We start from the raw sequence: 14149 nt of genomic DNA on the forward strand, positions 1-14149 counted from the left end.
CAAATTGTATATCGATTTTATATTTGCACGATTGTCCCAACATTCATTTCTTCTGCTTTTGATACAATATAATTTGAAACTGCAAGATCCTGCAATGCTATGCCAGTACTATCAAAAATCGTAATTTCTTCATCACTTGTACGTCCTTTCGCATTTCCAAGTATGAATTGTCCGATTTCAGTCAAATTGTTTTTGCCTAATATACCAGCCCTTATAGCACTTTGTGTTTCTCCGACTGTCGATGCTTGTGTAATATCATCTACATATACAGAAGCTACCTCAAAGATCTTTTCATCTATTTCCTGTTTTCCAGTCATGTCTGCCCCCACACAGCTGAAATGTATGCCTGGCTTAATCCACTCCTTAAAAATCAGTGATTTTCGAGAAGGCGTTATCGTAATTACTGCATCGGTTTCTTCCAAAGCTTTCACTGGATTTTCTACAGCTACAAACTGAACTGACTCAATTCTTTGTTTCCAGCTCTTATTATAAGTATCGTTGATATCATTTATAATTTTTTCTAGTTCCGTCTTTATTGAATACTGGAATTTTGATGCATTTTCATATTTTATGGGGTCATATATATATACCTTGGTTATTGTCTGAACTTGAGATAGAGTGGCTGCTATTTGAAAAATCGCCTGAACTCCTGTCCCAACAATCATTAGTGTTTTTGAATCTTGTTTTGACAGGTGTTTCACGCCTATTGAACCTGCTGCTCCAGTACGCATTCCTATCAAATAACTTGCGTTGATCATTGCCTTAGGAAATCCATTCTTCAAATCAAATAACATAGTCATCCCTGTTATAGCTGGAAGTCCTTGATTTTTATTATCACCAAACCATGAAACGAGTTTTAATCCAAACACATCTTCTTCATTAAGCATCCCTGATTTAATATCCATTTCTGCCCTATCCTCAAAAATCACCTCAGATACCATGGAGAATAGTCTCGCTTGATTGTTGGCTTTAAGCGCATAGGCTTTTTCTACACATGCTACTGTATTCTTGATATCAAGAATGTTCTTAACATCATTATCACTTAGAATTCTTATTGGTACCATAGTTATCATTCTCCTTTAAAATTTTAATATCTGTTAATGTAATTGTATTTGAACAACAACAAAAAGTCTCCAACCATCCTTGGTTGTTATTTAACCAACCAAATGATATGGTAAAAGTACTATGATTTTGGAGGAATTTCATGTTAGATATCAACTGGAGACCTGATAGAAATAATCCTACTCGATTGAATATACAGATTGTTAACTTCATAAAGGACAAAATAGCAACTGGAGAATGGCCGGTTGGTTTCAAATTGCCAAGTCAGCGGACACTTTCTGAAATTTTCAGTGTAAACAGAAGTACCGTAGTATCTGCCCTTGAAGAGCTGGCAGCTGAAGGCCTTATTAACGGTAACGCTGGTGGAGGTACAAGAGTAATAAACAATACATGGACATTAATGTCCATTAATCATTCACATAATTGGCTTCCCTATATTTCTTCGGGATTACATCAAACAAATCAAAAGATAATGCAGCAGATCAATCAGGCTGAATTCCAACCTGATATCATCCGAATGGGGTCCTGCGAACCTTCCCCCGAATTAATACCTAACAAAATGATTCAGGGAGTACTAAAAAAACTCTCTAATTCTATGGGATCGCTGGGTTATGAAGAACCAAAAGGAAATATCCATCTAAGAAGAGAAGTATGCACATACCTTAAAACAATAGGAATAGAAGCTGATCCATCCTCAGTTTTGATTACCTCTGGTGTTTTGCAGGCACTACAGCTTATTTCCCTTGGCCTTTTGCAAACGAACTCAGTAGTATATGTTGAAAAGCCATCCTACCTATACTCTCTTAGAACCTTTCAATCCCTCGGAATGCAGCTTTCGGGAATTAAGCTGGATGAAGAAGGTATAGAAATAAAAGAATTGATTGATCGACATAGGCGGAGAAAAGGAGCAATGCTTTTTACAATACCTACTTTTCAAAATCCTACCGGAAGCGTCATGTCACTTGAAAGAAGAAAAACGCTTGTTGATGCGTGTGATAGGGAACGTTTGCCCATTATCGAGGATGATGTATATAGGGAGCTTTGGTTTGATGAAAAACCTCCACAGCCAATAAAGGCATTTGATAACAATGGACTTGTATTATATATTGGTGGGATATCGAAGAATTTAAGTCCTGGTCTTAGGATTGGATGGATTGTTGGATCAGAAAAAGTCATTGAAAGATTGGCAGATATAAAAATGCAAACTGATTATGGAACCAGCTCACTCTCCCAGAATGTAATCACAGAACTATTTTCTAGTGGTCTTTATTATCAGCATAACGATATAATGAGGAAAAATGTTAAGCTCCGAAGAGATGTTGCTCTTGGAGCATTAAAGAAATATTTTACCAGTATCGGTACATGGAATATTCCTAAGGGCGGATATTTCATCTGGCTTAAGTTAAATGAAGGTATATCCATGTACCAGCTTTTTACTAAAGCCTTAAGTCGGAAAATACTTGTTCACCCTGGAGATTTGTATGAGTTTCACTCTGATCAATATTTAAGAATTTCTTATTCTTATGCATCCTTAAATGAAATTGACTACGGAATTAAAACTCTTTCAGAATTGGTAGCAGAACAAATTTCTTAAGTTTTATATAGAGATTTAAATATTGCAGATAATTATAAAAATGACTATTGAATAACCACTGTATGAGATTCGAAAGCATCATCAACTCCTCTAGTTCCTGAAGTTTTGAATCATTAATCTAGTTAATTTTCTAAAAAAACAATTGTCTTACAACTCAAATAACCTATGCCCAGAACCCGAACTTTAACACAAATATCCATAGTTCTGCGTATTTGTTCGGCCCCCATGCCCATCAAGCTAATATTTTATAGTACCCCGGAACAGAATTTTGTGCTAACTTGTAACAAAAATCTCATTTTTTCGTTTTGGGGTAATTCTGAATTCTTAAGTTGATGGGCATGGGGGGTACCCCTAATACCCCATAAGAAAAAGAAGAGGTTGAATCCTTTAACGTACAGGGCGTTCCATATATCATTGTAAAAGATCATGAAAATAACATTCAAAAATTAATTCTTGGATTCAGCACTCAATCATTAGAAGAGGCTATTTTATAATAATCATCCCATAAAAAAGAAACGAACAAAAATGTTCGTTTCTTTTTTATGGTGTTTAATGCTCAAGAAAACTTATAACCGCATAAATATATAGAACGACTAGAGCAAAGGCACATATTCCCATAATTATAATCGCTAGTGCGCTTTTCTCTTGTCTAAACCCTATAATTCCAAGAATAAATGCACTCAACATTGTTACCTTAAGCATTGTAGAAAGGTTGGGAATTGAATATCCACTCAACCAGGTAGAGAAACTTACAATTACAGAAAAGGAGAACAAAGTTAGAACAATAGATAATATATTAATGTGCTTCCCATACTTCAATTGCATTTCGCTAGCCTCTTTTCTTTTCATTAGTGAATAATAGGTAGGTGACTATATTTTTATTTTATTCTAAATTTTCTTTAAAATCCATAACCAAAAGAAGAGGTTGTCCCAAAAGTCGCTAAATAGTTACTTTTAGGCAACCTCTTTTCTTTATTTTTTACTTTCCTCTAGTTTAGAGATACTAGTTTCTTTTTCAGGTAACGTATCAAGAAAATCCGTTGCTCAAATTCGAACAACGGACCTCCTTTATATGAACCAATTTAAAACATCCTCAGCAATCTCTTCTGGTCTATCCCAATGCATTAAGTGCCCTGTATCTCTATACAGCTTAGTCGTAATATCAATACGCTTCTTCAATTCCGCAATCTGCAATTCTCTTATTTTTAAATAATTATCCGGAAGATCACAATACAATAATAAAATATCATTTTTAATTTTATTAGATTTCAACGTTTTATACACCGTATATTGAAACTTAATTACACTTCTAGCGGTATCGCCAGTAGCATGCCATTTCACTTTATTATCTTCTTCTCTCATTAAATCATAAACCGCATGTTCTATTAATGGTGACCACCTGCTGTAAACCATTTTTTCTGATTGGATGAATGCTTCTTTACTGTCAAAAATATATTCATCAAAATCTTTCTCGTAATGGGTGATTTCTTCTTCTAATGACCGCTTATCATTTAAGTTAATGATTAGACTACATCTTCACGCCTATGAAATTAATATAGTTTAATAGTTGTAATATACGTTTATCATATGTGTGATGTTTCAAAGTTCTATCCAGTCCATTTCTTGCTATTTGTTTTCTTTCTTGTACATGTTCCAAATAATACTCTGCTTTTTGTATAAACTCTGGTGCACTATAAAAAGTTTCTATTTCAACACCTGGTATGTAATGTTTTGCTACATCTGGTCGTATATCAGTTAATTGAAAAGAGCCTACAGCATTAATTTCAAACGTTCTATTATTTACTGAATATGCTTGGATATTTGCTGCATTACAATTCAATTCCTGATCATTTGGTGAACGGTGTAAATTTATATTAATTTTAGTAGCTACGTAATATTGCAATGCATCCTCATACTTCGCAAGTGGCAAGAGTTGTATTTTATCCTTTAATCTTTCATAATTATTTAACTTCTCCCAACCGAACCCCACAATTTTTATATTTTTTTCTGCTAAATACTCTGAAATAGAATCAACAAAGGTAAGTCTATTTTCAAATGCTGTACCTATAAAACTAAGATCATATTTATATGTATCTTCTTCCTGAGAAGGTTTAAACACATCTTGATTTGCTGCTAACGGAAGATGAAATACATTCTTACATCCTAATCCTCTATAAAACTTGATACAATTTAAATCTTGCGTAAATATGTAATCATAGTACGGCACAAGATGTTGTGTTACATCCGTATAATACGGATCATCTGTCAGCCAAAGTCCAGTAGTAAAACCTGCACTCTTTAGTACTGGCATGACACTAATAATTCCCTCGTTTAAACCACCAAGTACCAAAATAAAATCCGGTTTCATTTTTAATGCGGTTTCTATCGCTCGTTCTGGGTTCACCATAATTGTATTACTGTTTACCTTTTGTAAACTATTCAAAATTGCTTCTTCGATCATTGGATAATAAAAAGGAATGCCTGATTGAATAAATAAAATTTTCTTAGGCGTATTGTCTTTCATGTCATCTCCCCTATTTCTACATAATCAAAGTACACAAAAATTAGCAGTCTTTATTCATTTTATGACATCTTCCTTTACATGTATAAGCAACGTTTATGTCCATTATGTTGAACTCCTCTCATTTTAGAAGCTGTCACGAAGGGAATAAAATTAGGTTATATTCAGCCAAATTATTAAACATAGAAAATGAATACATAAAAGAAAGAGCCGGCTCGTATGAGTTAGCTCTTTCTCTTTTACAATATCTAATACACTCTACAGCAAAAAAAACTATGATTACAGTCAAATCACTTCCAAACGACACCTCGCCGCTCATATTCCATTCTATATTCAACAGCAGCTGCAATTTTTGGACTTGCAAATCTTTCCGTGATCCAAAGTCCTAAATCAAGTCCTGAAGTAACTCCTCTTGCAGTAATAACATTCCCTTGATCCACAATTCTGTATGGAAGAGGCTCTGCCCCATATGTACGAATTTCACTCTGCGCCAAATGATGCATTGTTGCCTTTTTATCATTCAATATACCAGATGCAGCTAATAACATACCTCCAGTACAAACTCCAGCAACAATCGTTCCTTCGTTGTGCATCTCTCTAATTATTTTAGTTAAAGTGCCAAGCTCAGCTTGCTTTCGTGCCCCGTGCTCAGCTTTATGATTCCAGCCACCACCAGGCACAATTAACAAATCTGGACGATTATCCACCCTTAAAAAATCATGTAGTTTAACCGTAACTCCAAATGAAGTAGTAACTTCTTGTTTTGGTTCACTTGAAACGAATTCAACTGTAAATGGAGCCCCTTCTTCTATCGCTCTGTTTAATACTTCAAAAGGTGCAAAGGAGACGAGCTCTCCGAAGCCGTCAAATAATACAATTTGTATTTTCATTTTTAGAACACCTCCTATTTTTTCTTATTTGAATCCCAAATTAGGAGAATATATGTTATGTACAAATTAACAATGAAGATAGCCTTTCTCCCCTCACTCTATAAACTTCCAAATGTTCTTCTAATTCCCTCTCATCACTTATTACACTTAGCGTTTTCTTCACAAAATTCCAATTCAAGCTACCGGATAGCCACAGTAACGAAGAAAGTCTTTTGTAATCATTTGATGTTACAATATTATGAGCCTTATACCCTTCTAAAAATGCACTAGCGACACTTGAACATACTTCATGCGAATGTATTCCTTCTGTTCGAGAATACCATTTTATTAAAAAGGACAATCCTTCAATACGGTCTACATAACTAATAGATTCAAAATCTACAATTCCTTTTACCTGTTCACTTGAGTCCCATAAAACATTCAAAGGATTCAAATCTGTTTGTACGATAAATTCTAATTCACTCGTATATGCGCACTCTATATGATATTTAGCGAGATCTATATACTCTCGTAATCCTCCACATGTGCTTGCCTTACTTTCTAGCATATGAATAAACTGGGCATACCCATCCAAGTGAGATTTCTTTTGAAAAATCGAGCTTTGAAATGCGTAAGAAATATCATGAATCTTTCTTGCTGCCTTTCCGAAGGCTTTTGCGATATTTTCTGTACAATGTGTAATATGTTCTCCCTCAATCCAATTAGACAATACAAATCTGTATTGTTCATCATCCCACGCGACAAGTGTAAATGGCTCTCCTGCCCTATTCTTGTTTATCTGCATAAAAGGAATGTCATGTTCGCGTACATAATACGTAAACCGTACTTGCTCCATCAGTTGTTCGTTTGATAACGACCCAAAAGCTGGATTGATTGTTCGCTTGCTATTCATAAACCGTGCGGAATACCGCTTTCCATTCACCATAATTTTATAGTGTAGATCGGTATTCCAACTATCCTTATGTAATTCTTCCTCCACTGCTAGTGAATGAATTTCTTCAAAATAACTCATTACTGCATTTCTTATTATGTGTTTCATCCGATTCTCCCTTTATGTAAAAAATTCATTTTTGTACTTCCGAATAAAAACTTTTTAAAGTGAGGATTTTTTAAGTTACACCTAATTTATTCAAATAAAAATCATACTCTACTGTGTAGTAATAATAAGGTTATGTAATTTTGTCGCCAAAATTACAATAGCCTTCTATCTATGTAGATGAAAGAAGGCTGCTAAAATTTTTTTAAAATCTAATTATTTCATAGTGAATGTATTTTTGATTAAATAATACATTTGTTTAATACAAGTACTAAATAAGAAAAATTAACCGTCATAATGAAATTAATAGATTGAGGATTTTCATTTAAACTTTATAAAACTCAAATGTATTTTTTTCTAAACATATTGTTTCATCAGAAGTTTTGATAATGATATCAAAACGCTGACTATACGAATGCATAAATACTTCATATTGAATCCGGCGTTCTTCATGAGACTGCCTTAAATAATTTATATCAGCTCCCCTTTCAGCTATATCCCGGCTTGATCTTCTCATTAGTTCCGTTTCGCCATCTGTGTAAAAATAAATTTTCAAATCAAATAAATCAGGATTAATAAATGCAGCGCTCATTCCCTCCACAATCGTTACTTTATTTTTCGAAGAAATCAAATTACTTTTCATGTAATGCGTATCTATCGTATAAAAATCTAGCCCCGATCTAACCATCTGAATATCTCTTTCTAAAGCTGCCAAATTGTGCGCCGCTGGATGACAAGCTGTCATTTTATAACAATGATTTTCATTTTGATACGTATAGTGAATCACTGCATGCTTACGAATATCCGAACTGACAATGTAAGGATCTGTATTAATATAATTTACTTCATTTTGATTTAATAAGTTTACGAGTCTATTAGCAAACGTTGTTTTTCCAGCTGCACCATGTCCTGAAATACCAATAACAATTTGTTCATCACTCATCCTTAACCAATTTATGATTTCTTGTAACAACTTATCCATCCTTCTCCCCCTTGCGCTAATATACTACCCTTTATTTAAATATCTAAAAATCCTCTTATTTAATTATACATAAAACGAGAAAGATATTGTGATTATTCATCATACCTTCTCTAATTCTAAACAACTATATTATCTTTTAAATGACTTTATTTTTTGTGAACACCTACACGATTAAATACATTTCTAACTTTATCACTCTAACAGAATATTCTCTATTTTTCTGATAATTTTTGTAAACCAATGCAGTCATGACTATGTACAATAAAAAAAGAGCCAATCATCTATGGAATAGAAGATTGACTCTTTTCTTTATTTACTCACCAGTTTCAGAAAATCGCTTTATACGTTCACCAATTTCATCGCGAACACGTTGAAATTCAGACCACTCTTTTCCTGCTGGATCGTCGAATCCCCAATGAACACGATTTACGTGTGGAGGTGTCGAAGGACAAACAGAATCCGCATGACTACAAAGGGTAACGACTAAATCAGCGTTATTTAAAATGTATGCATCAATCATATCTGATGTTTGATTCGTTATGTCGATATTTACTTCTTTCATCGCTTTAATAGCATTTGGATTTACTCCGTGCGCTTCGATTCCTGCAGAATATACATTCCACTTATCTCCCAAATATTGTTTGCCCCATGCTTCTGCCATTTGACTTCGGCATGAATTTCCTGTGCATAAGAAATAGATTGTCTTTTTGTTTTCCATGTTGTTTTCCGCCTTTGTTTTTAAATTATACTGGTTGATTATTAAAATATTTACGCTTAAACCAAAAAGCGACGTTTACAAGGGCAATCATTACAGGTACTTCAACTAATGGCCCGATAACAGCTGCAAATGCTGCGCCCGAATGAATACCGAACACACCAACTGCTACAGCAATTGCTAACTCAAAGTTATTACTACCTGCTGTAAATGCTAACGTTGTTGTCACTGGATAGTTTGCACCAATTTTTTTTCCCATAAAGAAAGAAACAAAAAACATCACAATAAAATAGATGAATAACGGAATTGCTATTCTTACTACATCTAATGGTACGCTAACAATCATTTCCCCTTTTAAAGAGAACATAACGATGATTGTAAATAGTAATGCAAGTAATGTAAGTGGACTAATCTTCGGTATAAACACCTTTTCATACCACTTTCTTCCTTTTAACTTAACGAGTACAAAACGTGTCAACATACCTGCTATAAAAGGAATTCCCAAATAGATAAATACTGATTTCGCTACTTCTCCCATTGTAATATCGACAATAGCCCCTTCAATCCCTAACCATTCTGGAATGACTGTTACAAACACGTATGCATAAACGGAGAAGAATAACATTTGGAATACTGAGTTAAAAGCCACTAAACCTGCTGCATACTCTTTATCCCCATCTGCTAGATCGTTCCAAACAATCACCATTGCAATGCAGCGTGCTAAACCAATCATAATGAGCCCGACCATGTATTCTGGCTTATCAGGAAGAAAAATAATTGCTAAAACAAACATAAGTACAGGTCCAATAATCCAGTTTTGTACTAAAGATAAAACCAACACTTTTACGTCTTTAAATACTCGGCCCATTTCCTCGTAACGAACTTTCGCTAATGGTGGATACATCATGACAATTAAACCGACAGCGAGCGGGATAGACGTCGTTCCAACTTGTAATGTATTTAGTCCGTCTACTACATTAGGAAACACAAACCCTAAACCAATCCCAACAGCCATAGCTAGAAAAATCCATAGTGTTAAATATCGATCTAGAAAAGATAAACGTTTCATTTTATTTTCCATCTCCTATTAACAACAAGAATTTTTTTCTACTACGTTAGAAGTCGTGCAACAAGATGGCTCTTCAATTTTATGAACATCACTATCTGCTTTTGTATAAAAGAACTCCCACTCATTCCCATCAGGATCTGTTACCCAAAACTTATCTTGAACCGCATAGCAACAAGTCGTATCCATCTCATCACGCGCAAAGAAACCCTCTTTTTCTAATCTTTCTTTATGTAATGTGATTTCTTCAGCTGTATCCACTTGGAAACCAAAATGATTGACCTGATTTCCATTCACTTCATCTCGCACGTTCAGTGTAAAATTAAGTCCTGGCGTCTCTAATAAAAATTTTGCATAATCCGTTTTCACCTTAACTGGTGATACACCAAATACCTTTTCATAAAATTCAATAGACTTCTCTAAATTCGTAACGTTTATACCAACGTGAGCATATCTCATACCTTACTCCTCCTCTTTATATGTAATTAATCAAGTTTTTTTGATTAATAGTGCAAAATTTTAACAACAGCTACCTTTTCCTGTTTTTCTAAAGATACAGCACAATTCTTCTGATAATAAATTATTCACTTCCGCATCATTTAAATCATAATAACTCCACGTACCTTTTGTTTCTTTTACAATTAAACCTGCATCTAATAAAATCTTCAAATGATAGGACAACTTAGATTGCGTCATTTCAAAAATCTCTGTTAAATCACATACACAAGTCTGACCTCGCTGGCAAAGTTCATACATAATCTCTAACCGTTTCTGATCAGCCAACGCTTTAAATTTTTTCTCATAGAGCTGAAAATCTTGTGCCACTGTAGTTCACTCTCCCTTCATCAACTTTTTTTGATATTTATAGTATATACGCTGTTTAGTTCTTTATGCAACTTATTAATCAATTTTTTTTGATTAAAATAACTCAACTTCCTCTCATCATATCCATGCCACCATTAAAAAAGGTCATAGCCTTTCCAAAAATGAAAAACTACGGTTCTTTTTACAACTTAATAGTTACAATATTTCCGAGGAATGGAGTCTCTATAACTGTTTTAAATTTTAATTTGACCATTATGGAGTAGTGCCCCATCACCATCAAGCTAAGAAAAACAAATACCCCCAAATGAAAAAAATCGATATAACTCTTCGGCAAATAAAGATAACTCTTGTTTTTGGTGCATATTCATAAAAAGCACGTCACCCTTTCTCATTAACATAAGAGAATAGTAATGTGCTTTAAATTTCAAAAATGGTCTAAATCCTTAAGTTGATGGTTGTGGGGCGGGACCCCAATAAGAACGGTATCTAAGGTTGTATGAGAGGTGTTAGTTCCATTCCAAAGGCCTCAGCCTACGATTAACTCAAGTACCGATTTCGGATGACCCCCATGTGATGAAGTTCGTGTCCTGCGATGCCGTACGCGAGGGCGCGCGCCGTAATGCTTAGGTTGTTGGCTGTGCCCTTACGGGTCCACGCCTCCGCCGGTAGCCCGCGCAGCAATGTGATCGTTGATTGCCGGACGGACCGGTAGTCTTCGGCCAATTGCGCGGTTGTCCAGCTTCCGAAAGGAGGCATGAACAATTCCTGATCGAAACCAGTCAGAGGCGTCTGATCCCCTCTTGCGAACCGGAGCAGGCGGTAGGTCATGACACGTTCCGAGTCTGCAATGTGGCCCACGACTTCTTTCAGCGTCCATTTTCCTTCAGCATACCGATACGCGTACTGGCTTTCGGTCAACGATGCCAGGAGCTCGGTCATTTGCTTTTCCTGGGCGAGCAGAATATCGATGATGTTACCGTCCGGTACCAAACGGATATATTCGCCGGAGTTCCCGGCGTATTCTTCTTCTGACGGTCTTTGATTCATGCGTAGTCACCTCTTATATGTAGATATAGAAAATTATAGCACTCGTCTATGTCGAATAAATTCGCGAAATGATGGAACTTTCCTTCTAATAATTGAGGATAAGCAACTATTTAATTTGTCGGTCGCCACACTATCCTGATTCGTTAACACAATAAGCAATGTTAATCAATCATGCATAAAAATTATCTGTTATACAATATTTCGAAGTTATTAATATATAAAGGTAACACCTTCTTTTTTAATTTCAAGATGGATTTTCAATTATATTTTGAAATGAATTGGAGTAAAACACACTAGTCTAACTACTTTTTTATAAACATCGTAACATTATTTCCCCCCATATTTCCATCAATTTGAGAAATGTATTCTTCTCAAAAATGAAAATCGACCTAAGATCCTATGGACAACTATGAAAGGATGAAATTTTCGTTTTGGGGATATTTCAGAAGTATAGCTTGATAGATATGGGGTGGGACCCCATACAGTACGATTTTATTTCAAAGACACAACGATCTTACTACACACTGTTTATTTATCCCACACTCTCATCTGCTAGTATTACTATTTTTTATTACTAATGTTGCCGTTTCACTCGGATGGCTAAGAGGAAAATGATGGCCATATGGAACAAAATCAACCTTACCAAGATGCGATGGAGCAGAATAGCCTCTGTCATAATCCCCCCAAATAATGTGAAGATTATACTTTGTTACTTCATTGAAATCACCTTGATCGTTTTTCAATAGTAAACTGTTAAGCTGAACCGTAGTATTTAAAATTCTAGGAGAAGTAAAACTGTTACTTATTTTTTCGATATAATGTTCAGGGATGCTCTCCATACTTTCAAACAAACCATTACTTAATAAATAACGCCCTATCAAATTAGTAGTTGCCAATTTTAATGTCCATTTGTTCATAAATTGAGGAACATTTAGCGATTTAGCATTTTTTTTAGCAACAGGTGGCTGAAGTAAAGTGATTGCATACTTCTTATCTATGTACTCTTGTACCAATGCTTCCAGAAGAATAAACGCACCGAATGAATGGCCAATTAGATGTGCACCATTAGTAGCTTTCTCCAATAACTTTTTCACTACATTCAAATAGATATCTAGAATATTTTTCTCTCGTTTAAAAGGAGAACGTCCCAAACCTGGAAGATCCAAGATCCATACAGGTTGACCAGTTTTTTCATGAAGCTCTTGTGCTAAAGGAAATAAATCCTCTCCATCACTCAATAAACCATGTAATAAAATAAACGGTTTACCCTCTCCGTGTAATTGGTAAAGGGTAGTGTTATCGCATAATGTTCGTTTAAATAAATGATTATGCTGGCCATTTTGATACATCATTCGATAATCCAGATCAGCTACTACGGCAGGGAAAAATTTCATTACACTTGTCTTCTTAAACCAATCTCCTCCCATAATTTTTTCCGCTGAAACATTTGAAAATTTTCGTTTTGTAATAAAATTCAGTCCATCAGAAGGAATTTTTGTTATTTTACTTACTCCACTATTCATAATTGCTTTCATAAGTGGCATTGGGACAGAGATTTTTGGTGCCCTCATATTCATACTTTCCGACATAATACTTAATAATTCAGCAATGTTCTGATCGTGCTGTTTGTCTTCAACAAGTGTATATGTTTGAATAGTCGGTTGCTCCAATCTGAAAACCTGCACAATAAACTTCGCAAGCTCATCGTTTGAAATAAGTGGTAACCTATATCCCTTACCTCCAGGAATCACTGGCATGAGCCCTCTTCGCATACTCATCACAAGCAAACCTAATCCTGCTATCTGCTCTGTACTTCCTGTTTTACTACTACCGACTACAGTTGGCGGATTAATTACAGAAAGCGGATAACCTACTGCCGATGCCTGGTGACGGATATAAAGATCTGCTAAAAATTTTGTTCTCTCATATGGATTTTTCATTTTCAAATAATTGTTTCCTTCTTTAAACACATCAATTGCAATCTTGCTATTTTTATCATCAAAGGGACTCATATAACCTACAACATGAATAAATTGTTGCAAGCCCTTCAATTGATGAATACTTTTAGCTAATTCACTAATATGTTTTGCGCCATTTAAAAATACGGAAGCTGCCTCTTTACTTGTCGCTTGAATATCCATGGGGCCTCCTGCGTGAATAATCACATCCGTTTTCAATACCCTCTCCTTATCTTCAGCACTTAGACCTAAATCTATTTTCGTCAAATCACCTTCAATAAAGTGCATAACTTCCTTTTTTAAGATGCCTCTTTCTTGAAAAAGGCGTATTGCTTTACTTTTCGACCTCACTAAAAGAAGAATTTTAACATCCTCTTTGGCTAATTCTTTCACTAATTGCTTTCCAATAAAGCCTGTTCCACCAATTAAAAATACTGTTCTCATATAAGATCT

13 protein-coding genes and 1 pseudogene are annotated in these 14149 nt (G+C 35.0%); 1 reads left to right on the forward strand and 13 read right to left on the reverse strand.

Annotated elements, in window-relative coordinates:
• Window positions 1-17: 17 nt before the first annotated feature.
• Window positions 18-1064, reverse strand: a complete 1047-nt coding sequence (locus ACXY7N_RS17130; protein ID WP_488592505.1) for an ornithine cyclodeaminase family protein — start codon at window positions 1062-1064, stop codon at window positions 18-20.
• A gap of 140 nt (window positions 1065-1204) precedes the next feature.
• Between ACXY7N_RS17130 and ACXY7N_RS17135 the strand changes: the two genes are divergently transcribed.
• On the forward strand, window positions 1205-2656 hold the full coding sequence (locus ACXY7N_RS17135; protein WP_488592506.1) for an aminotransferase-like domain-containing protein: 1452 nt from the start codon (window positions 1205-1207) through the stop codon (window positions 2654-2656).
• 549 nt (window positions 2657-3205) lie between these two features.
• Here ACXY7N_RS17135 and ACXY7N_RS17140 read toward each other — a convergent pair.
• The 12 genes and pseudogenes from ACXY7N_RS17140 to ACXY7N_RS17195 all read right to left on the reverse strand — a co-directional run bounded on the left by ACXY7N_RS17140 (window position 3206) and on the right by ACXY7N_RS17195 (window position 14140).
• Entirely contained in the window at window positions 3206-3481 is a 276-nt protein-coding gene (locus ACXY7N_RS17140) for a hypothetical protein (RefSeq protein ID WP_016087254.1), read from the reverse strand.
• A 243-nt stretch (window positions 3482-3724) separates the two neighbouring features.
• A pseudogene (locus ACXY7N_RS17145) lies at window positions 3725-4159 on the reverse strand (alpha/beta fold hydrolase); the annotation flags it as partial.
• Between the two features lie 25 nt (window positions 4160-4184).
• Window positions 4185-5180 (reverse strand): CgeB family protein, encoded by a 996-nt coding sequence (locus ACXY7N_RS17150; RefSeq protein ID WP_016087252.1) that lies wholly within the window; start codon window positions 5178-5180, stop codon window positions 4185-4187.
• Between the two features lie 287 nt (window positions 5181-5467).
• Window positions 5468-6067 (reverse strand): DJ-1/PfpI family protein, encoded by a 600-nt coding sequence (locus ACXY7N_RS17155; protein WP_098412938.1) that lies wholly within the window; start codon window positions 6065-6067, stop codon window positions 5468-5470.
• Window positions 6068-6122: 55 nt separating this feature from the next.
• The gene (locus tag ACXY7N_RS17160) at window positions 6123-7106 is read right to left on the reverse strand and encodes a phosphotransferase (protein ID WP_016134867.1); all 984 of its coding nucleotides are present in this window, start codon (window positions 7104-7106) and stop codon (window positions 6123-6125) included.
• Window positions 7107-7428: 322 nt separating this feature from the next.
• Window positions 7429-8085 carry a uridine kinase family protein gene (locus tag ACXY7N_RS17165; protein ID WP_016087249.1) on the reverse strand — a complete coding sequence of 219 codons (657 nt, stop codon included), beginning with the start codon at window positions 8083-8085 and terminating at the stop codon, window positions 7429-7431.
• Window positions 8086-8398: 313 nt separating this feature from the next.
• A complete protein-coding gene (arsC, locus tag ACXY7N_RS17170) occupies window positions 8399-8803 on the reverse strand; it encodes an arsenate reductase (thioredoxin) (protein ID WP_016087248.1) in 405 nt (134 codons plus the stop codon).
• Window positions 8804-8828: 25 nt separating this feature from the next.
• The gene (gene arsB, locus ACXY7N_RS17175; RefSeq protein WP_488592507.1) at window positions 8829-9869 is read right to left on the reverse strand and encodes an ACR3 family arsenite efflux transporter; all 1041 of its coding nucleotides are present in this window, start codon (window positions 9867-9869) and stop codon (window positions 8829-8831) included.
• Window positions 9870-9887: 18 nt separating this feature from the next.
• Window positions 9888-10325 (reverse strand): ArsI/CadI family heavy metal resistance metalloenzyme, encoded by a 438-nt coding sequence (locus ACXY7N_RS17180; RefSeq protein ID WP_488592508.1) that lies wholly within the window; start codon window positions 10323-10325, stop codon window positions 9888-9890.
• 60 nt (window positions 10326-10385) lie between these two features.
• Window positions 10386-10691, reverse strand: a complete 306-nt coding sequence (gene arsR, locus ACXY7N_RS17185) for an arsenical resistance operon transcriptional regulator ArsR (protein WP_000046014.1) — start codon at window positions 10689-10691, stop codon at window positions 10386-10388.
• A 537-nt stretch (window positions 10692-11228) separates the two neighbouring features.
• A complete protein-coding gene (locus ACXY7N_RS17190; RefSeq protein WP_488592509.1) occupies window positions 11229-11738 on the reverse strand; it encodes a DinB family protein in 510 nt (169 codons plus the stop codon).
• A gap of 545 nt (window positions 11739-12283) precedes the next feature.
• Entirely contained in the window at window positions 12284-14140 is a 1857-nt protein-coding gene (locus ACXY7N_RS17195; protein ID WP_488592510.1) for an alpha/beta fold hydrolase, read from the reverse strand.
• Between the last annotated feature and the right edge of the window lie 9 nt (window positions 14141-14149).

Source organism: Bacillus sp. 5w2 (assembly GCF_054353775.1).

Coding starts and splice junctions, on each gene's coding strand:
- arsC (WP_016087248.1), bottom strand. CDS start 8,803: ATGGAAAACAAAAAGACAATCTATTTCTTATGCACAGGAAATTCATGC.
- ACXY7N_RS17130 (WP_488592505.1), bottom strand. CDS start 1,064: ATGGTACCAATAAGAATTCTAAGTGATAATGATGTTAAGAACATTCTT.
- ACXY7N_RS17140 (WP_016087254.1), bottom strand. CDS start 3,481: ATGCAATTGAAGTATGGGAAGCACATTAATATATTATCTATTGTTCTA.
- arsB (WP_488592507.1), bottom strand. CDS start 9,869: ATGAAACGTTTATCTTTTCTAGATCGATATTTAACACTATGGATTTTT.
- ACXY7N_RS17165 (WP_016087249.1), bottom strand. CDS start 8,085: ATGGATAAGTTGTTACAAGAAATCATAAATTGGTTAAGGATGAGTGAT.
- ACXY7N_RS17190 (WP_488592509.1), bottom strand. CDS start 11,738: ATGAATCAAAGACCGTCAGAAGAAGAATACGCCGGGAACTCCGGCGAA.
- ACXY7N_RS17150 (WP_016087252.1), bottom strand. CDS start 5,180: ATGAAAGACAATACGCCTAAGAAAATTTTATTTATTCAATCAGGCATT.
- ACXY7N_RS17160 (WP_016134867.1), bottom strand. CDS start 7,106: ATGAAACACATAATAAGAAATGCAGTAATGAGTTATTTTGAAGAAATT.
- ACXY7N_RS17195 (WP_488592510.1), bottom strand. CDS start 14,140: ATGAGAACAGTATTTTTAATTGGTGGAACAGGCTTTATTGGAAAGCAA.
- ACXY7N_RS17180 (WP_488592508.1), bottom strand. CDS start 10,325: ATGAGATATGCTCACGTTGGTATAAACGTTACGAATTTAGAGAAGTCT.
- ACXY7N_RS17155 (WP_098412938.1), bottom strand. CDS start 6,067: ATGAAAATACAAATTGTATTATTTGACGGCTTCGGAGAGCTCGTCTCC.
- ACXY7N_RS17135 (WP_488592506.1), top strand. CDS start 1,205: ATGTTAGATATCAACTGGAGACCTGATAGAAATAATCCTACTCGATTG.